General features: G+C 67.9%; 20 protein-coding genes. 10 read left to right on the top strand and 10 right to left on the bottom strand.

The features are described from left to right. Positions 1-226 precede the first annotated feature (226 nt). The 3 genes from AC1DVA_RS01275 (at position 227) to AC1DVA_RS01265 (ending at position 7100) form a co-directional block, all read left to right on the top strand. Positions 227-3613, top strand: coding sequence for a transglutaminase family protein (locus AC1DVA_RS01275; RefSeq protein WP_476804711.1), 3387 nt, complete (start codon positions 227-229; stop codon positions 3611-3613). An 86-nt stretch (positions 3614-3699) separates the two neighbouring features. Continuing rightward, positions 3700-6225 carry a circularly permuted type 2 ATP-grasp protein gene (locus AC1DVA_RS01270; protein ID WP_265052133.1) on the top strand — a complete coding sequence of 842 codons (2526 nt, stop codon included), beginning with the start codon at positions 3700-3702 and terminating at the stop codon, positions 6223-6225. After that, on the top strand, positions 6222-7100 hold the full coding sequence (locus AC1DVA_RS01265) for a transglutaminase family protein (protein ID WP_476804710.1): 879 nt from the start codon (positions 6222-6224) through the stop codon (positions 7098-7100). The genes AC1DVA_RS01270 and AC1DVA_RS01265 overlap by 4 nt, the downstream gene beginning before the upstream one ends. A gap of 4 nt (positions 7101-7104) precedes the next feature. Here AC1DVA_RS01265 and AC1DVA_RS01260 read toward each other — a convergent pair whose 3' ends face one another. Next, positions 7105-7467 carry a winged helix-turn-helix transcriptional regulator gene (locus tag AC1DVA_RS01260; protein ID WP_476804709.1) on the bottom strand — a complete coding sequence of 121 codons (363 nt, stop codon included), beginning with the start codon at positions 7465-7467 and terminating at the stop codon, positions 7105-7107. 99 nt (positions 7468-7566) lie between these two features. Here AC1DVA_RS01260 and AC1DVA_RS01255 point away from each other — a divergent pair, with 99 nt between their 5' ends. Continuing rightward, positions 7567-8580, top strand: coding sequence for a zinc-binding alcohol dehydrogenase family protein (locus tag AC1DVA_RS01255; RefSeq protein WP_476804708.1), 1014 nt, complete (start codon positions 7567-7569; stop codon positions 8578-8580). A gap of 24 nt (positions 8581-8604) precedes the next feature. Here AC1DVA_RS01255 and AC1DVA_RS01250 read toward each other — a convergent pair whose 3' ends face one another. The 3 genes from AC1DVA_RS01250 to AC1DVA_RS01240 all read right to left on the bottom strand — a co-directional run bounded on the left by AC1DVA_RS01250 (position 8605) and on the right by AC1DVA_RS01240 (position 10723). Next, positions 8605-8937 carry a four-helix bundle copper-binding protein gene (locus AC1DVA_RS01250; protein ID WP_476804707.1) on the bottom strand — a complete coding sequence of 111 codons (333 nt, stop codon included), beginning with the start codon at positions 8935-8937 and terminating at the stop codon, positions 8605-8607. 62 nt (positions 8938-8999) lie between these two features. Then, on the bottom strand, positions 9000-10445 hold the full coding sequence (locus AC1DVA_RS01245) for an aldehyde dehydrogenase family protein (RefSeq protein WP_476804706.1): 1446 nt from the start codon (positions 10443-10445) through the stop codon (positions 9000-9002). 125 nt (positions 10446-10570) lie between these two features. After that, positions 10571-10723 carry a hypothetical protein gene (locus AC1DVA_RS01240; RefSeq protein ID WP_265052127.1) on the bottom strand — a complete coding sequence of 51 codons (153 nt, stop codon included), beginning with the start codon at positions 10721-10723 and terminating at the stop codon, positions 10571-10573. A gap of 143 nt (positions 10724-10866) precedes the next feature. Here AC1DVA_RS01240 and AC1DVA_RS01235 point away from each other — a divergent pair, with 143 nt between their 5' ends. Continuing rightward, a complete protein-coding gene (locus tag AC1DVA_RS01235; protein ID WP_265052126.1) occupies positions 10867-11355 on the top strand; it encodes a pyridoxamine 5'-phosphate oxidase family protein in 489 nt (162 codons plus the stop codon). Between the two features lie 18 nt (positions 11356-11373). Here AC1DVA_RS01235 and AC1DVA_RS01230 read toward each other — a convergent pair whose 3' ends face one another. From AC1DVA_RS01230 to AC1DVA_RS01215, 4 genes are all read right to left on the bottom strand, one after another. Then, positions 11374-12066: a phosphatase PAP2 family protein gene (locus tag AC1DVA_RS01230; protein ID WP_476804705.1), complete on the bottom strand. Its 693-nt coding sequence runs from the start codon at positions 12064-12066 to the stop codon at positions 11374-11376. After that, positions 12059-12979 carry a diacylglycerol/lipid kinase family protein gene (locus tag AC1DVA_RS01225; protein WP_476804704.1) on the bottom strand — a complete coding sequence of 307 codons (921 nt, stop codon included), beginning with the start codon at positions 12977-12979 and terminating at the stop codon, positions 12059-12061. The genes AC1DVA_RS01230 and AC1DVA_RS01225 overlap by 8 nt, the downstream gene beginning before the upstream one ends. 46 nt (positions 12980-13025) lie before the next feature. Continuing rightward, on the bottom strand, positions 13026-13913 hold the full coding sequence (locus tag AC1DVA_RS01220; RefSeq protein WP_476804703.1) for a transglutaminase-like domain-containing protein: 888 nt from the start codon (positions 13911-13913) through the stop codon (positions 13026-13028). A 263-nt stretch (positions 13914-14176) separates the two neighbouring features. Further along, on the bottom strand, positions 14177-14557 hold the full coding sequence (locus tag AC1DVA_RS01215) for a PRC-barrel domain-containing protein (RefSeq protein ID WP_320109537.1): 381 nt from the start codon (positions 14555-14557) through the stop codon (positions 14177-14179). A 244-nt stretch (positions 14558-14801) separates the two neighbouring features. Between AC1DVA_RS01215 and AC1DVA_RS01210 the strand changes: the two genes are divergently transcribed. Beyond that, on the top strand, positions 14802-15062 hold the full coding sequence (locus AC1DVA_RS01210) for a glycine zipper domain-containing protein (RefSeq protein WP_265052122.1): 261 nt from the start codon (positions 14802-14804) through the stop codon (positions 15060-15062). Positions 15063-15147: 85 nt separating this feature from the next. Here the strand turns inward: AC1DVA_RS01210 and hutC are convergent, their stop codons facing one another. Then, positions 15148-15897 (bottom strand): histidine utilization repressor, encoded by a 750-nt coding sequence (gene hutC / locus AC1DVA_RS01205; protein ID WP_265052121.1) that lies wholly within the window; start codon positions 15895-15897, stop codon positions 15148-15150. An 8-nt stretch (positions 15898-15905) separates the two neighbouring features. Then, positions 15906-17273, bottom strand: coding sequence for a formimidoylglutamate deiminase (locus AC1DVA_RS01200; protein WP_476804702.1), 1368 nt, complete (start codon positions 17271-17273; stop codon positions 15906-15908). 170 nt (positions 17274-17443) lie between these two features. On the opposite strand from AC1DVA_RS01200, the gene hutI reads away from it, so the two are divergent. From hutI to hutU, 4 genes are read left to right on the top strand one after another with little or no spacing between them, the layout of a single operon-like run. Continuing rightward, on the top strand, positions 17444-18610 hold the full coding sequence (gene hutI, locus AC1DVA_RS01195; protein ID WP_265055025.1) for an imidazolonepropionase: 1167 nt from the start codon (positions 17444-17446) through the stop codon (positions 18608-18610). Continuing rightward, entirely contained in the window at positions 18607-20139 is a 1533-nt protein-coding gene (gene hutH, locus AC1DVA_RS01190; RefSeq protein WP_476804701.1) for a histidine ammonia-lyase, read from the top strand. The genes hutI and hutH overlap by 4 nt, the downstream gene beginning before the upstream one ends. Continuing rightward, positions 20136-20945, top strand: coding sequence for an N-formylglutamate deformylase (gene hutG / locus AC1DVA_RS01185; RefSeq protein ID WP_265052118.1), 810 nt, complete (start codon positions 20136-20138; stop codon positions 20943-20945). Before hutH ends, hutG begins: the two co-directional genes overlap by 4 nt. Then, positions 20942-22609 carry a urocanate hydratase gene (gene hutU, locus AC1DVA_RS01180; protein ID WP_265052117.1) on the top strand — a complete coding sequence of 556 codons (1668 nt, stop codon included), beginning with the start codon at positions 20942-20944 and terminating at the stop codon, positions 22607-22609. Before hutG ends, hutU begins: the two co-directional genes overlap by 4 nt. The last annotated feature ends 136 nt before the right edge of the window (positions 22610-22745 follow it).

The raw sequence follows: 22745 nt of genomic DNA, 5'->3' as shown, positions 1-22745 counted from the left end.
ATCTGCGGGCCGCCAAACAGCCCATTGCGCGCTATCTGGAACCACTCCGCCGCGACTGTCCAGCCATCGGCGGATCATGCGCACGCCATTGTGCACATCTCTTGGGCAGATACTGCCCGCACCGCCGACCCCATCTCCATAACGGCGCTTTGCGCGCGTCTGCCGGCTCGCTAACCTGTCTTCGTCGGCGGTTTCCGCCCTTGCCAGCGTCCAGGAGAGCCGAGCCTTGGCCATCATCGCCGCGCTGAACCACGTTACGCATTACCGCTATGACCGGCCGGTCACGCTGGGGCCGCAGATCATCCGCCTGCGGCCGGCACCGCATTGCCGCGCCGCGATCCAGAGCTATTCGCTGAAGGTGTCGCCCGCGCAGCATTTCGTGAACTGGCAGCAGGACCCCGCCGGCAACTGGCTGGCGCGCTTCGTCTTTCCCGAGCCGGTCAACGAGTTCCGCATCGAGGTCGACGTCGTCACCGAGCTGTCGATCATCAACCCGTTCGATTTCTTCGTCGAAACCGACGCCGAGACCTTCCCCTTCACCTACACGCAGGACCTGCGCGAAGAGCTCGCCCCCTATCTCGTCACGGAGCCGGTCGGCCCGCTGCTCGAAGCCTTCCTGGCCGAACTGCCGACGGAGCCCGTCAACACCGTCAACTTCGTCGTCGATCTCAATGCGCGGCTGCAGCGCCTGATCGCCTACGGCATCCGCATGGAGCCGGGCGTGCAGGAGCCGGAGCATACGCTGTCGATCCGCTCCGGCTCCTGCCGCGATACGAGCTGGCTCTTGGTGCAGGCGCTCAGGAATCTCGGCCTCGCCACCCGTTTCGTCTCCGGCTACCTGATCCAGATGAAGGCCGACATCGATCCGCTCGAGGGCCCGCGCGGAACGGACAAGGACTTCACCGACCTGCACGCCTGGGCGGAGGTTTATATTCCCGGTGCCGGCTGGGTCGGGCTCGATCCGACATCCGGGCTTCTCACCGGCGAAGGCCATTTGCCGCTGGCGGCCACCGCGCATTATCGCGCCGCCGCGCCTGTCAGCGGCGTGGCGAGCTATGCCGAGACCACCTTCGACTTCCACATGAGCGTCGAGCGCGTGCATGAGGTGCCGCGCATCACCCTGCCCTTCTCGGACGAATCCTGGACCGAGCTCGACCGGCTCGGCGAGCAGGTCGAGACCGATCTTCAGGCGCAGGATGTCCGCCTCACCATGGGCGGCGAGCCGACCTTCGTCTCGATCGACGACCAGACCGGCGAAGAGTGGAACATCGACGCCGTCGGACCGACCAAGCGCCAGCGGGCGGACACGCTGATCCGGCGCCTGCGCCAGCGCTTCGCGCCGGGCGGCATGCTGCATTACGGCCAGGGCAAGTGGTATCCGGGCGAGAGCCTGCCGCGCTGGGCCTTCGCCCTGTACTGGCGCCGCGATGGCGAGCCGATCTGGCGCAATGCCGATCTCATCGCCCGCGAGCCGGGCGCACAGACGGGCGGCGATCGCGAACTTGAGACCAAAGCCACCACGCATGACGCCGAGGCCTTGGCCAAGGGCCTATCGGACAAGCTCGGCCTCGGCGCCGACTATGTGCTGCCGGCCTATGAGGACACCGGCCACTGGTTGCTGAAGGAGGCGCAGCTCCCGGACAATGTCGACCCGCTCGATCCGCGCCTGGCCGATCCGGAGGAGCGGGCGCGGATGGCGCAGGTCTTCCAGCTCGGCCTCGGCAATCCGCGTGGCTATGTCATCCCGGTGCAGCGCTGGCAGGCGGCGGCGAGCGACCGGCGCTGGCGCTCCGAGAAGTGGCGGCTGCGCCGCGGCAAGCTGTTCCTCGTGCCGGGCGATTCCCCCGTCGGCTACCGGCTGCCGCTCGGCTCGCTGCCGGTGGTGCCCAAGGCCGAGTATCCGCATATCCATCCGCAGGACCCAATGGAGCCGCGGCAGCCCCTCGCCCCGGCGGGATCATCCGGGCCTGCACCCGCCGCGGGCGCCGGAAGCCCGCCGGCGCCGGCCGCGCCGACGAGCTTCGCCCCGCATCCGCAGATGGTGCGCGCCGTCGAGACCGCAAACGGCTCCGCGCAGGATCGGCGCGAGCAGGAGATCGGCGGCGAGCATGTCCGTACCGCGCTCAGCCTCGAGATCCGCGACAATGTGGTGTGCGTCTTCCTGCCGCCGGTCGAGCAGTTGGAGGATTATCTCGATCTCGTCGCCTCGGTGGAGGCGGTTGCCGAGGAATTGGGCCAGCCCGTCCATATCGAGGGCTATGCCCCGCCCTTCGACCCGCGCCTCAATGTCATCAAGGTCACGCCCGACCCCGGCGTGATCGAGGTCAACATCCACCCGGCGACGGACTGGCGCGACGCCGTCGCGATCACGCAGGGCGTCTATGAGGAGGCGCGGCTTTCGCGGCTCTGCGCCGAGAAGTTCATGGTCGACGGGCGCCATACCGGCACCGGCGGCGGCAACCATGTCGTGCTCGGCGGCGTGACGCCTGCCGATTCGCCCTTCCTGCGCCGGCCGGACCTCCTGAAGAGCATCGTGCTCTACTGGAACCGGCACCCCTCGCTGTCCTATCTGTTCTCGGGCCTGTTCATCGGCCCGACCAGCCAGGCTCCGCGCATCGACGAGGCCCGGCAGGACCAGCTCTACGAGCTGGAGCTCGCGATGGCGCAGGTTCCGAAGGCGGGCGAGACGCCGATCCCGCTCTGGCTGGTCGACCGGCTCTTCCGCAATCTTCTCGTCGACGTCTCCGGCAACACGCACCGCACCGAGATCTGCATCGACAAGCTCTATTCGCCGGACGGGCCGACGGGGCGGCTCGGGCTGATCGAGTTCCGCGGCTTCGAGATGCCGCCGGATTCGCGCATGTCGCTCGCCCAGCAATTGCTGCTGCGGGCGCTGGTCGCCTGGTTCTGGCGCGAGCCGCAGGAGGGCAAGCTGGTGCGCTGGGGCACGGCCCTGCACGACCGCTTCATGCTGCCCGAGATGGCCTGGCGGGATTTCCAGGATGTGCTCGCCGATCTCAAGCGCGCCGGCTACGCCTTCGATCCGGTTTGGTTCGAGGCACAGGCCGAATTCCGCTTCCCCTTCTTCGGCAAGGTCGCGCATGGCGGGGTCGAGATCGAGATCCGGCAGGCGCTCGAGCCCTGGCACGTCATGGGCGAGGAGGGCGCGATCGGCGGCACGGTGCGCTATGTCGATAGCTCGGTGGAACGCCTTCAGGTCAAGGCAAAGGGCTTCGTGCTCGGCCGCCATCTGATCACCTGCAACGGGCGGCGCCTGCCGATGACCGAGACCGGCTCGTCGGGCGAAGCGATCGCGGCCGTGCGCTTCAAGGCCTGGCAGCCGGCCTCGGGCCTGCATCCGACGATCCCCGTGCACGCGCCGCTGACCTTCGACATCGTCGACAGCTGGGTGGGCCGCTCGCTGGGTGGCTGCGTCTATCATGTCGCCCATCCGGGCGGTCGCAATTACGAGACACCGCCTGTGAATTCCTACGAAGCGGAGGCGAGACGGCTCGCACGGTTCGAGGCGATCGGTCATAGTCCCGGCGCTCTGGCGATTCCGTCGGAGGAAAGCAGCGCCGAATTCCCGCTCACGCTGGATCTGAGGCGCTAGAGCAGGCTTTTTCATTGGCGCGAGCTTTATCGTTCGGCGGTTTCCTGCCGGACGGAAAGCGCGCTAGCGGGGGTTAGACCAAGCGGATGGCTGTGCAGAGCCGCACCCGGTCGGGGGGACGCAGCAGAGCCGAGCGGCGCGCCGCGCTGCTCGCCGGCTATCGCCCCTTCCCCGGCGCCTTTGACGAGTTCGTCGATGCAGCCGGCACCGTTCGCCCGCATTGGGAGCCGTTCCTGGCGGAATGGTGCGCGCTGACGCCGGCCGAGCTCTCGCAGCGTTTCGGGCTGGCGGACCGGCATGTCCGCGACACCGGCGTCTCCTACCGCGTCCACGGCGACATCGACGCGAACGACCCGGGCTCCGGCGAGCGCTCATGGCCGCTTTCGCATGTGCCGCTCGTCATCCCCGAAGCGGAATGGCAGGTGATCGCGGCGGGCGTGACGCAGCGCGCGCAACTGCTGTCGACGCTGCTCGACGACATCTACGGACCGGGCGAGCTGATCGCGAACGGCCTGTTGCCTGCCGCCATCGTCACCGGCAGCCCCGACTACCTACGCCCGCTCCACGGTGCGCCGGGGGGCGGCGCGCTTCAGATTTACGCCGCCGATCTTGGACGCGGCCCCGACGGGCGCTGGTGGGTGCTGCAGGACCGGACGCAGGCGCCTTCGGGCGCCGGCTATGCGCTGGAGAACCGGCTGGCGCTTGCCCGCGCCTTCCCTGACATGTTCCGCAGCATGAACATCGAACGGCTGGCGGCCTTCTTCCAGGGTTTACGGGCCGGGCTCGTCGCGCGCTCGAAGCGGGTCGAGCCGCGCATCTGCCTGCTCACACCCGGCCCGCTCAACGAAAGCTATTTCGAGCAGGCCTATCTCGCGCGCTATCTCGGTTTCCTGCTGGTCGAGGGCGGCGACCTGCTGATGCGCGAGGGGCGCGTGCATGTGCGCACCATCGCGGGGCTGAAGCGGGCCGACGTGATCTGGCGGCGGATCGACGGCGATTTCGCCGATCCACTCGAACTCAATGCCCGCTCGGCGCTCGGCGTGGCCGGGCTCGTCGAGGCTGTCAGGCAGGGCCATGTCCATGTCGCCAACGGGCTCGGTTCCGGCGTCGTCGAGGCCCGCGCCCTGATGGGGTTCATGCCGGCCATCGCCGAGCAGCTCACCGGCGAGGAGCTGATCCTGCCGAATGTCGCGACCTGGTGGTGCGGCCAGCCGCAGGAGCGGCAGGCCGTGCTCGACCGGCTCGGTGAAATGAGCGTCGCGCCCGCCTTCCGCAGCGCCGGCGGCGGGTTCGACACGGCCCCGATCCTGGCCGGCGATCTGGCGGCGGCCGAGCGCGACGCGCTGCGCCAGCGCATCGAGGAGCGCGGCATGGACTATGTCGGGCAGGAGGTGGTGCGGCTCTCGACCATGCCGGTCTTCCAGAACGGCCGGCTCGAACCCCACCCGATGACGCTGCGCGTCTTCGCCGCCGCGACGCCGGAAGGCTGGAAGGTGATGCCTGGCGGCTTCTGCCGCATCTCCGACGAGCCCGATGCGCGCGCCGTCAGCATGCGCAACGGCGTGCGTTCCAGCGATGTCTGGATCACCTCGGAGGAGCCCGTCGCGCAGATCAGCCTGCTGCCGACGCCCGATCGCATCAGCATCCGCCGCTTCACCGGCACGCTGCCGAGCCGCGCCGCCGACAATCTGTTCTGGCTCGGGCGCTATCTGGAGCGCGGCGAAGCGGTCCTGCGCCTGGTGCGCGCGCTGCTCGGCAGGCTGATCGACGCGGACCCGGCGCCCGGGCGCAACGATACGGTGCGGCAGCTCGGGAGCATGCTCGTCGCCTGGGGCGCGGCAGCCGGCGGACAGGGCCAGAGGAATCCGGCCGCCCAGGCCTATGCGGCGCTCTACAGCCTCGACGACTATGGTTCCGCCGCAGCCTCGGTGCGCGAGGCGAGGCGCACGGCCTCGGTGATCCGGGAACGGCTCTCGGTCGATGCCTGGCGGCTGTTCGGCGATCTGCAGCGCCAGCTCCTTCCCGAGGAAGGGCGCAAGCCGAGCGAAGGCGAGACCTACGAGATCGCCGATCGGGCGCTGAAGACGCTCGCCGCCTTCTCCGGCCTCAGCCAGGAGAACATGGTGCGCGGTCCCGGCTGGCGCTTCCTCGACATCGGCCGGCGTCTGGAGCGCGGCGTCGCGACCTGCCGCTTCGCCCGGCAGTTCGCCGACAGCCATGCGTCGGGCGACAGCCTCGACGCCCTGCTCGACCTGACGGATTCGCAGATCACCTACCGCTCGCGCTACCTGCTCGGCGCCAGCCTGCAGCCGGTGCTCGATCTGGTGATGCTCGACCCCTATAATCCGCGCTCTGTCGCGTTCCAGGTCGAGCGGCTCGACGCCGAGATCGCCGACCTGCCGACGCTCGCCGATGACGGCATGCTGGAAGCGCCGCGCCGGCTGGTGCTGCGCCTCGCCGCCGATTGCCGCACCACCGAGGCGGGGCGCCTCGACCGGACCAGCATCCTGCTGTTCGAGCAACTGCTGATGGGTCTCTCCAGCGCCATCGCCGACCGCTATTTCCTGCAGAACAGCGGGCCCGAGGGCTCGCGGATGACGGGCATCGCGTGATCTACGATCTCCGCCACGTCACCACCTATGGCTACAGCCGGCAGGTGCCCTTCGCTCGCTGCATCATGCGGCTGCTGCCGCATGACGGCGGCGGCCAGATCGTGCGCAAGGCCGAGCTCTCGATCTCGCCCAGGCCGGCGGAGCGCAACGACGGCATCTGCTTCTTCGGCAACCGGATGACGGCTGTCACCATCACCAAGCCCCACCGGGAATTGAAGGTGGAGATGCGTGCCCGGATCGAGGTTCAGCGGCCGACACCACCGCATGCCGGCCTGACGCGCGGCTGGGAAGAGGTCGCCAAGCTGGCGTTGGCGTCGAGCAGCCTGGCTCCGGTTTCGCCGGCCCATCATCTTTATCCGAGCCGGCTCGTCCCCCAGGTTCAGGCGGTGATCGCCTATGCCGATGAAAGCTTCGGCGGAAAGCGGCCGGTGCTCGAAGCCGCCTGCGAGCTGATGGCGCGGATCCGGCGCGACTTCACCTATGATCCGGAGGCGACCGAGGTCACGACCCCGATCGCCGAGGCCTTCGCCCAGCGGCACGGCGTCTGCCAGGACTTCGCCCATATCATGATCGGCGGCCTGCGGGGTCTGGGCCTGCCTGCCGCCTATGTCAGCGGCTATATCCGCACCATCCCGCCGCCCGGGGAAAAGCGGCTGGAAGGCTCCGATGCCAGCCATGCCTGGGTGATGCTCTGGTGCGGCCCGGAAACCGGCTGGATCGGACTCGACCCGACCAACGACCTGATCGTCGCGGACGACCATATCGTCACCGCCATCGGCCGGGACTATGCCGATGTGGCTCCGCTCGACGGCGTCGTGATCGGCCCCGGTTCGCAGAAGATCGGCATCGCAGTGGATGTAATCCCGGTCGGCTGACCGCTCAGGCGGCCTTGTCCGCCGAGGCCGCCTGCGGCGTTCGCGCATGAGCCTCGCCCCAGATTTTCAACGCCATGATGACCGGCTCCAGCGTGCGCCCCTTGGCGGAAAGGCTGTATTCGACGCGCGGCGGCACCTCGGGATAGACGACCCGTACGACCAGCCCGTCCGCTTCGAGCTCGCGCAATTGCGTCGTCAGCATGCGCTGGGTCACGCCGGGAATGCGCCGCCGTATCTCGTTGAAGCGCAGCGTCCCGCCCATCAGGTGATAGAGCGCGATACCCTTCCATTTGCCGCCGATCAGGCCGAGCGCCGCCTCGACCGGGCAGCCGGCTGAGCAATAAGGCTCCTGGAAACGCGGCGGCATGACGGTATCCTTTTCGACACTATAGGCTGAAATTGTGCGTTCTTGCGCCCGTCGATGGTTATGCGCATTTCGCCGCTATCGCAACGCAGGAGAGACGCCATGCGCGCCGTCGGATACCGCCAATCGCAGCCCATCATCGCCGAGACCAGCCTGATCGATCTCGACCTGCCCGAGCCGGTGGCGGACGGGCGCGACCTGCTGGTCGAGGTCAAGGCGGTCTCGGTCAATCCGGTCGACACCAAAGTGCGGTTGGGCAACCAGCCGACAGAAGGACATGCGAAAGTGCTGGGCTGGGATGCGGCTGGTATCGTCAAGGCGGTCGGCCCGCAGGTGACCGATTTCAAGCCGGGCGACGCCGTGTTCTATGCCGGCGCGATCGACCGGCCGGGCTCGAATGCCGAATTCCACCTCGTCGACGAACGCATCGTCGGCCCCAAGCCGGAGACACTGAGCTTCGCGGAGGCCGCGGCGCTGCCGCTCACCGCCATCACCGCCTGGGAAATGCTGTTCAACCGGCTCGACATCCGCAAGCCGGTGCCGGGCGGGGCCCATGCGCTCCTGATCATCGGCGGAGCCGGCGGCGTCGGCTCGGCCGCGATCCAGCTCGCGCGCAAGCTCACCGACGTCACGGTTATCGCGACCGCGTCACGTCCCGAGACACAGAGCTGGGCACAGCAGCTCGGCGCGCATCATGTGATCGACCACACGAAGCCGCTGCCGGCGCAGATCGCAGCGCTCGGCATCGGGGCGCCGGCTTTCGTCTTCTCGACGACGCATACCGACGCGCATCTCGCCGGAATCGTCGAACTGCTGGCACCGCAGGGACGGCTCGGCCTGATCGACGATCCGAAGGCGCTCGACGCCAACTCGCTGAAGCGCAAGAGCCTGTCACTGCACTGGGAGCTGATGTTCACCCGCTCGCTGTTCAAGACTGCGGATATGGACGAGCAGGGCAAGCTGCTGGCAGAGGTGTCGCGCCTCGTCGATGACGGCACGATCCGGACCACGCTCGCCGAGCATTTCGGCCCGATCAACGCCGCCAATCTCAAGCGGGCGCACGCGCTGATCGAGAGCAATCGCGCCAGGGGCAAGATCGTGCTGGACGGTTTCTGAGAGAGCCCGCCGCGCGACCGGCTGTCACGCGATCAGGGCAGCACAGGCACTGGCACAAGACCGGCAGGCCGCGACGCAGGAGTCCATGCCACCGACGCGCTCGCAGTCGGCGGCGCAGGCCCCGCAGACCTCCGCGCATTCGCTCGCCAGATGGCGGCCATGGACCGAGTCCATCAGCAGCAGATGCGCCGTGGTGCGGCAGATTTCGGCGCAGGCCAGCATCAGCGTGAGATGCCCGCGCTCGGCATGGGCTCCGCCGACGGCGAGACAATGCGTCGTCGCCATGCTGTGGCAGTGCTTGTAGCAGTCGAGCGCGAGGTCGGCGGCGTTGCGCGTCTTCGGGTCGAGGTGGTGCATGTCGCGGCTCCGATCGGGAAGAGTTCCCGATCAACTGCCGCGACAGCCCGCTGTTCCGGCGATCAGGCCAGCGTGTAGGCCGTCTTGACCGTGGTGTAGAACTCCTTGGCGTAGGCGCCCTGCTCGCGCGAGCCGTAGCTGGAGCCCTTCCGGCCGCCGAACGGCACGTGGTAATCGACGCCCGCGGTCGGCAGGTTGACCATCACCATGCCCGCCTCGCTGTTGCGCTTGAAGTGCGTCGCATACTTCAACGAGGTCGTGCAGATGCCGGAGGAAAGGCCGAACTCGGTGTCGTTGGCGAGGCTGAGCGCTTCCTCGTAATCCTTGACGCGGACGATGTTCGCGACAGGGCCGAAGACCTCCTCGCGCGAGATGCGCATGGCGTTGGTGGTCTCGGTGAACAGCGCCGGCTGCAGATAGAAGCCGGGGGTCTCGCGCTTCAGCAGCTCGCCGCCGAAGACCAGCTTGCCGCCCTCGTCCTTGGCGATCTGGATGTATTTCAGGTCCTGGTCGAGCTGGCTCTGGTCGACGACCGGGCCGATATGGGTGCCGCTCTTCAACGCATCGTCGACGACGACGCCCTTCAGCCGCTCGATGCAGGCCTCGACGAACTTGTCATGGATGCCAGCCTGCACGATCAGGCGCGAGGAGGCGGTGCAGCGCTGGCCGGTGGAGAAGAAGGCGCCGTTGACCGCGACTTCCACCGCCGTCTTGAGATCGGCGTCATCGAGCACGACGAGCGGGTTCTTGCCGCCCATCTCGAGCTGGACCTTCTTCATCGGGTTTCCGGCGATGCAGGCAGCGGCGACCTTGCGACCGGTCGCGACAGAGCCGGTGAAGGAGATCGCCTGCACGTCCTTGTGCTCGAGCAGCGCCTGGCCGACGACCGAGCCGCGGCCCATGACGAGGTTGAGCGCGCCCTTCGGCAGGCCGGCACGCTGGATGATGTCGACCAGCGCCCAGGCCGAGCCGGGCACCAGATCGGCCGGCTTGATGACGACGCAATTGCCCCAGGCGAGAGCCGGCGCAATCTTCCAGGCCGGGATCGCGATCGGGAAGTTCCAGGGCGTGATCATGCCGACGATGCCGACCGGCTCACGCGTGATCTCGACGCCGACGCCGGGGCGCACCGAGGGCACGGCCTCGCCGCCGAGCCGCAGGCATTCACCGGCGAAGAAGGCGAAGACCTGGCCGGCGCGGGTGGCTTCGCCGATGCCCTCGGCAAGGGTCTTGCCCTCCTCGCGCGAGAGCAGGCGACCAAGCTCGTCCTTGCGGGCGAGGATCTCGTCCGAGGCCTTCTTCAGGATCTCGTAGCGTTCCTGCGGGGTCGTGCGGCTCCAGGACGGGAAAGCGGCCTTTGCAGCGGCAACCGCATTATTGAGGTCCTCGACCGAGCCCTGGGCATACTCGCCGACGACGTCGTTGGTGTCGGAGGGGTTGATGTTGCGCGAGGCGTTGGATGCACCGGCCCATTCGCCGGCGATGAGGTTCTTGAAGGGCGCGTTCATCTCGTTCTCCCACGAAACTGGCTCGTGGCAGGGTGTTAGCGCCTTTGAGCCGTGAAGGCCAATGCCACCCCGTCAAGCGGCCACCCGCTGGCCGCATCGCCGGGGCGGGCAAGAAGGCTGTGCGCCTACTTCTCCTTGATCGACAGCCCGTTCTTGCCGACCGAGATCTCCACGCCGTCAGGCTGCTTCTTTTCCTGGTAGAGCGAATAGCCGGTCACGGCGAGGGCGGCGACAAGGACGACGACGAGGACGACCAGCAGATTGCGCGAAGCGAGCATGAAGTTTCCTTGAAGAAGCGGCCGAGCGGCAGCGCCCTCCAAACGTCGGCCGCAGGACAATGTTCCGCGAAGGGGAACGTTGCTACGCCGCCGGCGTTCCCATTCGGCGCGGGCCGTGGAATAATCGCGCGCTGGAGGGAGCGATGGCCGAGACCGAACTGCAAGAGAGAATCTGGACGGCGCTGGCCGCGCATCCCGTCTACATGGTCTCGCTGCTGGCCGAGAACGACATCAAGACGCGGCCGATGTCGGGGCATCTCGACCGCGATCACCATCGGCTGCTCTTCATCAGCCACCGCCACACCGGCATCGTCGGGGCAGCGCTCCGCTCGCCCTCCGTCTCGATCGCGATCAGCCACGAGGACCGGAACTTCTATGCCGCGATCTCGTGCTCGGCTTCCGAGGTGCCCAGCCGGGAGACGCTGCGCCAGCTCTGGACGCCGATGGCCAGCGCCTGGTTCCCCAACGGCCCGGACGACCCCGACGCCACGCTGCTGGCGCTGACGCCGATCTCGGCCGAGATCTGGGACGGCCCTTCGAGCAGCGTGCTGGTCGCCTTCAAGCTGGCGACGGCGAAAATCCTGGGCCGTACGCCCGATCTCGGCGTCAACGCGACCATCGACATGCGCTGAACCCGACCGCGGCGCGGGTCAGGCCGGGTCGGAGGCCGCCATCTTGCGGCCGAGCCAGGCGATCGCGATGCTCGACCAGGCGATGCCGAGGCACCAGCCGCCGATGACATCTGTCGGCCAGTGAACGCCGAGATAGATCCGGCTCAGGCCGATCAGCACGATCATCACCCACGCCAAAACGATGCACAGGCGCTTGATGTCCTCGCGCCGCGAGGCGAGGCCGACGAAGCCCGCGATGCTGAGCAGCGTCACCGCCGAAAGGAAGGCGTGCCCGCTCGGGAAGCTGGCGGTGAAGGTGAGCGCCGCGTGGGTGACGACATCGGGGCGCTCGCGTCCGATCACGATCTTCAGGCCGTTGCTGGCCAGCAGGGCCGCGAGCAGGCTGACGACAAGGCCGATGGCGAGGTGGCGGAAGCCGCACAGCCAGAGCGCCAGCGTCGCCGTCGTCGCCATGAAGAACAGGCCGACGAAGCTGCCGAGCGCGGTCATGTCCCGCACGGCTTCCTGGAACCAGGCCGGACCGATCGGCACGGCCGGATTGGCCGGATCGCGGAACAGCATGATCAACCTGGTGTCGAAGGCGAAGCTGCGGTCCGACGCGATGAAGGCGGCGAGACCGAGAAACGCCAACGCCGCCGCGACCGGCACGAGGACGCGCGGCTGCCACCAGGACGACGATGCCCAGGACAAGGCGTGCGCAGGCTCAGACATGGTGGCTTTCACTCCGGAGGCTGGTCGGCCGCGCAGCAATGACGGTCAACGCCCGGGGTAGCAAGCCATAGGCCAACGGGCCGACCTTGCGCTCCACTTCGCCGTCGAAGGTGATGTGCCCGCGCCGCTTGTCGCGGCGGGCGAGCGTCACGGCGTTGCCCGTGAACGAGCTCAGATTCTGCGAGGAGCGCCAGCGACCGGAGGCGACGGACAAAGCCGCCTTGCTGCGCGAATAGAGGCCACCGGCATTCAGTACATGAACCTCGAAGATACCGCCATCGAGCTTATCGCGCCGCCACTCGGACCCGTCGAAGCGGTTGACGGTGACCAGCACCGCATCGGCCTCGACGACGTGGCTCTCCTCGCCGACGGCGATCTCGACCGTGATCGGGCGGGTGAACAGGATCGAGCGTGTCGCGGCCACACCGAAGGCGGCGGCCCGGCTGAACGGGAAGCGGCGGCGCGCATATTCGCGCTCGCGAGCCATGAGACTGAAGAAACCCATGCCCGAGATCGAATGGAAGAGCCGGTCGTTGACCCTGCCCACATCCATCGCCACGGGCTCGCCATGGCAGAGCGCCTCGACCTGCTGCTCCAGCGAGCCGAACAGGCCGAGATCGCGGCCGAGCACGTTGACGGTCCCCATCGGAAGAATGCCGACCGGGCGATCCGCCTGAATCAGAATGGGTAAAGCACCGTTGATCGTGCCATCGCCGCCAGCGAGGACCGGTATCGTCTGATCCTTCTCGATCGCCAGGGACAGCGCGCTGCCGATCTCGCGCGGCAGAACCAGCTTGACCTCTGCATGGCAGCTATGAGCGGCGAAGGCCGCCTGAAGACGCGCCGCAAAAGCATCGGCACCGGCCTCCAGGACCGCGCCGGCGCGAGCGTTGACGACAACGGTGTGACGCATGGTGCAGGCGAAGATAGGCGCCTGCCCCGCGGACACAAGGGCAGCCCTATGCCGCCGCCGGGTGGGCGTCGAACTGCGCCGGCATTGGACGCCTCAACGGCATCGGCGTTTCCTGGACCTCTTCGGTGATCACCTCGAAACGCTGCAGCGTGTGGCTGCCGAAGGAGCTGATCATCGCCACATCGGTTGCGTCGCGGCCGCGCGCGATGACGATTCGGCCGATGCGCGGCTCGTTGTGGCGGGCGTCGAAGGTGTACCAGCGCCCGCCGAGGAAGACCTCGAACCAGGCGTTGAAGTCCATCGGCGCCGGATCGGGCGGCACGCCGATATCACCGAGATAGCCGTTGCAGTAGCGCGCCGGGATGTTCATGCAGCGGCAGAGCGCGACGGCGAGATGGGCGAAATCCCGGCAGACGCCGATCCGCTCCTCGAAGGCTTCGGCCGCCGTGCGCGTGTTGCGGGCGAAATGATAGCCGAAGGTCAGGTGATTGTGGACGAAGTCCACGATCGCCTGCACGCGCTGCCAGCCCGGCTGGACCTGACCGAACAGGGACCAGGCCTGCCCGAAGAGCTTGTCGGTTTCGCAGTAACGGCTGCCGAGCAGATAGACGAGCACATCATCGGGCAGGCGCGAGGGCTGCACTTCGCGCGCGGCCGGGTTGACGGGGTCCACCTCGCCGGAATCATGCATGACGCCTTCCGACTCCAGGCGGATGCCGCCGGGCGGCGCGACCATGCGCCGGCAGATATTGCCGAAGGCGTCGAGATGCTGCGTGACGGTGATCGGAAGCGACGGATCGGCAAGCGCGCTCACCCGCATCTCGTCGGGCATGGTCAGATCGTGGCGCCGCGACGGATGAACGTCCAGCAGCGTCACCAACGGCATCTCATGAGCGCAAACCAACTCGATCCGATAGCCATAACGGATGCGCATCTGGTCTCTCCTGATGTGAGGGACGGCTACATCGCGACAGCGTCACAGCAGCTCATCGGGTCTCGAATTCCCCCACGCAAAAGACGCGCTGGGGCGGGCTCGGGTTCCCGGGTTCAGCCGAAAAAACGCAACGCCGGATCTCCTTCGGGGCCGAGCAAAAGGCACCGTCAAAAAAGAAGATGCGGGCCTTTCGGCCCGCATCCCGCCGCCACGGCGGTTCGGCTGGGGGGATAGCAACCGCCGCGACCTGCGTCTGGCAGCCGCTACATCATCCAGTAGGGCATCGTGCCGTAATAGTCGTGGACACGCTTGCCGTAAGCCTTGTCCTCCCAGTCGGGCTCACCCTCGCTGTCGTACATCGGGGCGGCTTCGAGCTTTTCCTTTGTGAGAGGCACGACATAGCCACCGCGCTGCGGGTCATAGTCGAGAACGCTCCACGGGATCGGATGGTACTTCTCGCCAAGCCCGAGAAAGCCGCCAAAGGACATGATGGCGTAGGCGACCTTGCCGGTCTGCTTGTCGAGCATCACGTCATAGATTTCGCCGAGATGGTCGCCACCCGCATTGTAGACGTCGGTGCCTGCGACGCGGGCGCCGGCAATCAGCGGATTGGACGTCGTGGTGGACGTGGTGGACATCGTCATGTCGGTTCCTCCAAGTGGTCGGTCGCACATCGCTGCAGCGCTGAAACTTGCCTTCTCAACGTCTCGCCGATGCGAAAGGTTCCGGCATTTTTCGGCGAGTTTCTGTGCAATCCTCCTGCAGCGAACGTCCTGCTCTTAGCTCTTACGGGCGCGGTCCCCGCGCGCGCCGGGAACCTTTGCCCGCGTGACGGGTTTGGGGTTCCGAAGTTCGATCGCCGTTTTGTGAAGAAGAGGAACAGGCAGCATGAAAAAGTTCATGGTCATCGTGGGTCTCGCCGCCGCCATCGGCGCCTGCACCCCGCGTGAACAGAATGCGGGCACTGGTGCTCTGATCGGCGCAGGCGCAGGCGCCATCATCGGCGGCGCAGCGACGGGCCGGGCGGGCGGCGCCCTGGCAGGCGCGGCCATCGGCGGCGCGAGCGGTGCGCTCATTGGCGGCGCGGCGACGCGTCAGACCTGCTACGGCCGCGACGAGTGGGGCCGGCGCTTCGCTTACGAGTGCTGAACTATTTCCCGATCGCCTGAAGGGAAGGCTCGCCAATCCGGCGGGCCTTTTTTTCTTTCGAGGAGGGTCTGCTGCTGCGAGCGTCTCAGACCTGTCCATAGGGGCCGAAACGCCCGACGAAACGATGGCGGAAGCCCGGATAGAGCAGGCGCACGGCGGTGACCGGCTGCGCCTGGTTCCAGGTGCGACGCTCGACCAGCAGGCAGGGTTCGCCGACCGTGACATCCAGCAAGGCCGCCTCCTCGGGCCCCGCTCCGACGGCGCTGATCGCATGCTCCGCCTGCGACCAGAGGCTGTGCCGGAGCAGCCAGTCGCCGGGCGGCGTTTCGGCGAAGTCTTCCTCGGCCACTCCCGGGATGCCGGCGGCGTGGATGATGCGCTCCTCCAGCACATGCGGTTTTCCGCCGGCGCGATGCAGCACGACGAGGTGAGCTACCTTGTCGGAACGCTTCAACCCGAACCGCTCCGCGACCTCGGACGAAGGACGCCCATCTTCACGCGAGAGCACGTCGTAGGCATAGGCCTGGCCAAGCTGGCTCACCTCCTCCGGGATCGAGAGGATGTCGAGCATGGCGTGGCTCGCCGGAGGGCTCGCGACGATGGTTCCCGAGCGGCGCCGACGCACGATGAGCCCCTCGCGCGCCAGCTGCACCAAAGCGCGGTGCACGGTCATCCGCGAGGCGCCGAGCTGTTCCATCAGGGCATGTTCGGGCGGCACGCTGGTGCCGGGTGGCCATTCCCCGCTGAGCACGAGATCGCGGATCGCGCGCCGGATCTGGTCGTAGACCGGCCCGGCGCCGTCCAGTTTCACCGCGTCGAGCCGGGTCTCGGTCATCGTGCTTCCTAAGCTGCCGCGAGCAGGCGCCGCATCACGCCGGCAAAGCGCGCACGCACCGAATCGCGGGCGGTATGCCGACCCTCGGTCACTACCCTCCTGCCACCGACAACGACATCGCGCAAAGGCAGGGCGTTGGCGGCGAAGATCGCGCTGTCGAGCGCCTCCGCGCCAGACTTCCCGACGATGGCGGGGTGATCGACATCGAGCGTGATGAAGTCGGCACGGCAGCCCTGTGCGATCGCGCCGATCGCGCGGCCGCAGGCCTGCGCGCCGCCGGCGCACGCCGCCTGCCAGAGCGCGACACCCGTCGAGGCGCCCTCCTCGGCGTAGAGCGCGCGGCGGCGATCACGCAGGCGCTGCGAATATTCGAGCTGCCGCAATTCCGCACCGGCATCGATCTGGATGTTGGAATCGCTGCCGACCCCGAACGCACCGCCCGCATCGCGGTAGCGGACACCGTCAAAGATTCCGTCGCCGAGGCTCGATTCGGTGATCGGGCACAGGCCGGCCACCGCACCGCTGCGAGCAATGCCGTCGCGCTCGGCATCGGTCAGATGGGTGGCGTGGATCAGGCACCAGCGGCGGTCGAGCGGGATCGTGTCGATCAGCAGTTCGACTGGGCGCTTGCCCATGATCTTCACGCTGTCGTCGACCTCGCGCATCTGCTCGGCGATGTGGATATGCACCGGCTCGCCTGGCCGGAGCGAGGAAACCCAGCCGAGATCGTCGAGCGCGACCGCGCGCAGCGAATGCGGCGCGACGCCGAGCCGCGCATCCGGCAGATCCCGAATAGCCGCCGCGCTGCCCTCCAGCAGGCGCTGGTAAGACTCGCGATCGTTGACGAAGCGGCGCTGGCCGTGGACCGAAGGCGCCTCACCGAAATTGCCGAAGCGATAGAGCACCGGCAGCAGGGTAAGGCCGAGCCCGGTTTCAGCGGCGGCTGCGGCGACCGCCTGCCCCATCGCCGCGATGTTAGCGTAAGGGCGCCCATCCTTGTCGTGGTGGAGGTAGTGGAATTCGGCGAGTGCCGTGAAGCCGCCTTCGAGCATCTCGACGAAAGCCTGCGCGGCGATGGCCTGCACGTCATCGGGATCGAGCCGGTCGAGGAAGCGATACATCACCTCGCGCCAGGTCCAGAAGGAATCCTCCGGCGCGCCGCGCTGCTCGGACAGGCCCGCCATGCCGCGCTGGAAGGCGTGGCTGTGGAGGTTCGGCATGCCCGGCAGCGCCATTCCGGCGAAGCTATGCCCTGCATCCACCGGCGCGGCGCCAGGCTCGACGGCCGTGATGACGCCGCCTTCGATGGTGATTTTCACATTGCTGGCAAAGCCTTGTGGCAGAAGCGCCTCGGCCAGATGCAGGGTTTTGGTCACGCCATCGCTCCATGGATTAATTGCATATGCAATTAAGCACTTGCCATTTGCATATGCAATTAGATAGCATATTCGAAATCGAAGGATAGCGGGGAGGATGCGACGTGGCGAAGGCGCCGGGCGAAACGCTGGCTTGCGACAAGCTCTGGACGAATGCGCGGCTGGCGACGATGTCACCCACGGCCGGCGCACCCTACGGCGCCATCGAGGATGGCGTGATCGCAGCCAGCGACGGGCGCATCGTCCATGCCGGCCCGCGCTCGGAGGCGCCGGCCTTCGCGGCGGCCGAGACGATCGATTGCGCGGGACGCTGGATCACGCCCGGGCTGATCGATTGCCACACCCATCTCGTCTATGGCGGCGACCGCGCGCATGAGTTCGAACTGCGCCTGCAGGGCGCGACCTATGAGGAGATCGCACGCGCCGGCGGCGGCATCCTCTCCACGGTCACCGCGACCCGCAATGCGAGCGAGGACGAGCTTTTCGCATCGGCCGACCGGCGCCTTGCCGCGCTGATCGCCGAGGGCATCACCACCGTCGAGATCAAATCCGGTTACGGGCTGGAGCAGGCCGCCGAGCTGAAGCAGCTTCGTGTCGCACGCCGGATCGGCCGCGAGCGGCCGGTGACGGTGCGCACGACATTCCTCGGCGCCCACGCCGTGCCGCCGGAGTACAAAGGCCGCTCGGGCAACTACACCGCGCTCGTTGCCGGGCCGATGCTCGATGCCGTCGCAGCCGAGGGGCTGGCCGATGCGGTCGACGCCTTCTGCGAGGGCATCGCCTTCTCGCCCGACGAAACCCGCCAGGTCTTCGCCGCCGCCAAGGCCAAGGGCCTCGCGATCAAGGTCCATGCCGAGCAGCTCTCCAACCTCAACGGCGCCAAGCTCGCCGCCGAGATGGGGGCGCTCTCCGCCGACCATCTCGAATATCTCGACGAGGCCGGGGTCGAAGCGATGGCCAAGGCCGGCACGGTCGCGGTCGTGTTGCCCGGCGCCTTCTATTTCCTGCGCGAGACGCAAGTGCCGCCGATCGCGCTGCTGCGGAAGCACGGCGTCGCCATCGCGCTCGCGACCGATGCCAATCCCGGTTCCTCGCCGCTGACCTCGCCGCTGCTCGTGCTGAACATGGCCTGCACCCTCTTCCGCATGACGCCGGAGGAAGCGCTAGCCGGCCTGACCCGCCACGCCGCCAAGGCGCTCGGCCTGCAGGACGAAATCGGCACGCTGGAGGCCGGCAAGCGCTGCGACCTCGCGATCTGGGACATCGAACGCCCGGCCGAGCTCGCCTACCGCATCGGTTTCAACCCGCTTCACACCCGCATCTGGAACGGACAATGACGACGCTTTCCCTGATCCCCGGCGCCGCCGGCCTCACCGACTGGCGTGCCATCCTCGACGGCGCCGTCGCTTCGCTCGCCGGAGACAGCGCCGCCTCCATCGCGTCGGGACAGAAGATCGTCGAGGAGATCGTCGCGGCCGGCACCGTGACCTATGGCGTCAACACCGGCTTCGGCAAGCTCGCCAGCGTTCGCATCGCAGATGCCGACCTCGCCACGCTCCAGCGCAACCTCATTCTCTCGCACGCAGTCGGCACCGGCCCCGCCTTGCCCGACGGCGTCGTGCGCCTGCTGCTGGCAATGAAGGCGGCGAGCCTGGCGCGCGGCGCCTCCGGCGTGCGGCCGGTCGTGGTCGAGGCGCTGGTCGCCGCGCTCAAGGCCGATGCCCTGCCGGTCATCCCCGCCAAGGGCTCGGTCGGCGCCTCCGGCGACCTCGCCCCGCTCGCCCATATGACCGCAGCCCTGATGGGCGTCGGCGAGGTCAGGCTGAAGGGCGAGACGCTGCCCGCCGCCGAGGCGCTGAAGCGCGCCGGCCTGGCGCCGCTGACGCTCGGCGCCAAGGAAGGGCTCGCGCTCATCAACGGCACGCAGGTTTCGACGACACTCGCGCTGACCGGCCTTGCCGCCATCACCCGCGTCTTCGACGCGGCGCTGGTGGCCGGCGCACTTTCGGTCGATGCGCTGAAGGGCTCGGACACACCGTTCGATCCGCGCATCCAGAGCCTGCGCGGCCAGCCGGGCCAGATCAAGGTCGCCAGGATCCTGCTCGAGCTCATTGCCGGCAGCGCGATCCGCGAGAGCCACCGCCATGGCGACAGCAAGGTGCAGGATCCCTACTCGCTGCGCTGCCAGCCACAGGTGATGGGCGCGGTTCACGGCCTGCTGGGGAGCGTCGCGGCGACGCTCGGGATCGAGGCCAACGCCGTCACCGACAACCCGCTGGTGCTCGGGCCGGGAGAAATCGTCTCGGGCGGCAATTTCCACGCCGAGCCTGTCGCCTTCGCCGCCGACATGTTGGCGATGGGCGTCTGCGAAATCGGCAACCTCTCCGAGCGGCGCATGGCGCTGCTGGTCGACCCCGTCATGAGCGGGCTGCCGCCCTTCCTCGCCCGCGACGCCGGATTGAATTCCGGCTTCATGATCGCGCAGGTCACGGCCGCGGCCCTAGCCTCCGAGAACAAGCAGAAGGCCTATCCGGCTTCGGTCGACACCATCCCGACCTCCGCCAACCAGGAAGACCACGTCTCGATGGCAACGCATGGCGCCTTCCGCCTGATCGACATGGCTCGCAATGCCGCGAGCATCATCGGCGTCGAGCTGATGGCGGCTGCGGAAGCGATCGAACACCACCGGCCGCTCAAGACCAGCGCACGACTGGAGCCGGTGCTGACGCTGCTACGCGAGAAGATCGCCCCGCTGACCGAGGATCGCTACCTTGCGCCAGACCTCGCTGCGGCAACCGAGTTCGTTCTCTCAGGCGCCTTCGGCAAGGCGGCCGGCCTCGACAGCTTCGCGGAGTTCGGGGCGTGAGTGCGGACGTTGTCGCGGTCACGCGAGGCTCCTCCCCGCTCATCCTCTCCATGCCGCATCCCGGCACGGCGCTGCCGCCGGAGGTCGGAGCGGCGCTGAACGAGCGCGGCCGGCAGGTCGAGGACACTGACTGGCATATGCGCCAGCTCTACGGCTTCGCAGATCGTTTCGCGCCCACCGTCGTCGAAGCGCAGCTCTCGCGCTTCGTGATCGACCTCAACCGCGACCCCGCCGGCGTCTCGCTCTATCCGGGGCAGGCGACGACCGAGCTCGTGCCGGGCACGACCTTCGACGGCGCGCCGATCTGGCTGATGACACCGGACGCCGCCGAGATCGAGCGGCGCAAGGCTGCCTATTTCCAGCCCTATCATCAGGCGCTCGCTGCCGAGATCGACCGGGTGAAGGCCGAGCACGGGTACTGCCTGCTCTGGGACTGCCACTCGATCAAGTCGGAGATTTCGCGCCTGTTCGAGGGCACGCTGCCGACGCTGAACCTCGGCACCAATTCCGGCGAGAGCGCCGCCCATTCGGTCGAGGCGGCAGCCGTCGCCGCCATGGCGGGCCACCCCTTCACGCAGATCGTCAACGGCCGCTTCAAGGGCGGCTGGATCACGCGCCATTACGGGCGCCCGCATAGCCGCGTGCACGCGCTGCAGATGGAAATCGCGCTCTCGGCCTATCTCACCGAAGAGGCCGCTCCCTGGACCTTCGACGCGCCGAAGGCCGCCCTGCTTCAGACCGCCTTATCCGCCACCATCGAAGCCGCCCTCGGCGCGGCCGCTGCCCTCGAACGGAGCCGCTCATGACCCGCCTCGACAACACCCGCACCATCCGCGCCGCGACCGGCACCGACCTCACTGCCAAGAGCTGGCTGACCGAAGCGCCGCTGCGCATGCTGATGAACAATCTCGACCCCGACGTCGCCGAGAACCCGCATGAGCTCGTCGTTTATGGCGGTATCGGCCGGGCCGCGCGCAGCTGGGAGGATTTCGACCGCATCGTCGCGACGCTGCGCCAGCTCGAAGCGGACGAGACGCTGCTCGTCCAGTCCGGCAAGCCGGTCGGCGTCTTCCGCACGCACAAGGATGCGCCGCGCGTGCTGATCGCCAATTCCAACCTCGTGCCGCATTGGGCGAACTGGGACCATTTCAACGAGCTCGATAAGAAGGGGCTCGCGATGTACGGCCAGATGACGGCCGGTTCCTGGATCTATATCGGGACGCAGGGCATCGTGCAGGGCACCTACGAGACCTTCGTCGAGGCGGGGCGCCAGCACTACAATGGCAGCCTCAAGGGCAAATGGGTGCTGACCGGCGGGCTCGGCGGCATGGGCGGCGCGCAGCCGCTGGCGGCGGTGATGGCCGGCGCCTCCTGCCTCGCCGTCGAGTGCAACCCGGACTCGATCGATTTCCGCCTGCGCACCCGCTACCTCGACGAAAAGGCTGGGACGCTCGACGAGGCGCTCGAGATGATCGCCCGTTGGACCAAGGCCGGCGAGGCGAAGTCAGTCGGACTGCTCGGCAACTGCGCCGAGATCCTGCCCGAGATGGTTCGCCGCGGCATCCGGCCCGACATGGTCACCGACCAGACATCGGCCCACGACCCCGTCAACGGCTACCTGCCGAAGGGCTGGACCATGGGCGAGTGGAAGCAGCGGCGCGAGGGCAACCCCAAGGCGGTCGAGAAGGCGGCGCGCGCCTCGATGCGTGAGCATGTCGAGGCGATGATCGCCTTCCAGGACATGGGCATCCCGACCTTCGACTATGGCAACAATATCCGCCAGGTCGCCAAGGAGGAGGGGCTGGAGAACGCCTTCGCCTTCCCCGGCTTCGTGCCGGCCTATATCCGCCCGCTGTTCTGCCGTGGCGTCGGCCCCTTCCGCTGGGCCGCGCTGTCGGGCGATCCGGAGGACATCTACAAGACCGACGCCAAGGTGAAGGAGCTGACCCCCGGCAACACGCATCTGCACAACTGGCTCGACATGGCGCGCGAGCGCATCGCCTTCCAGGGTGTGCCGGCGCGCATCTGCTGGGTCGGCCTCGGCGACCGCCACCGGCTGGGTCTCGCCTTCAACGAGATGGTCCGGAACGGCGAGCTCAAGGCCCCGGTCGTGATCGGCCGCGACCACCTCGACTCCGGCTCGGTCGCCTCGCCGAACCGCGAGACGGAAGCGATGAAGGACGGTTCGGATGCCGTCTCCGATTGGCCGCTGCTCAACGCCCTGCTCAACACGGCGTCGGGCGCGACCTGGGTCTCGCTGCACCATGGCGGCGGCGTCGGCATGGGCTTCTCGCAGCATTCGGGCGTCGTCATCTGCGCGGATGGCACGGACGATGCCGCCGCCCGCCTCGGGCGTGTGCTGTGGAACGACCCCGCGACCGGCGTGATGCGCCATGCCGATGCCGGCTACGACATCGCGCTGGATTGCGCCCGCGAGAAGGGGCTGAACCTGCCGGGGATTCTGGGCTGAGCCAGCCTCGCTGTCATTCAGGGGCGGCGCATCAGCGCCGAACCCGGAACCCAGAACCGAGACCGGTTTTCCCGTGAGCTCGGCCTACCTACCGGCTTTTTCGGGTAGGGTATCGGTTCTGGGTTCCAGGCTCATG

The sequence above is a fragment of the Allobosea sp. P4_C6 genome (assembly GCF_056402015.1).
Note: the sequence above shows the minus strand (reverse complement) of the source record. Positions and strands in the feature narration are given on the sequence as shown.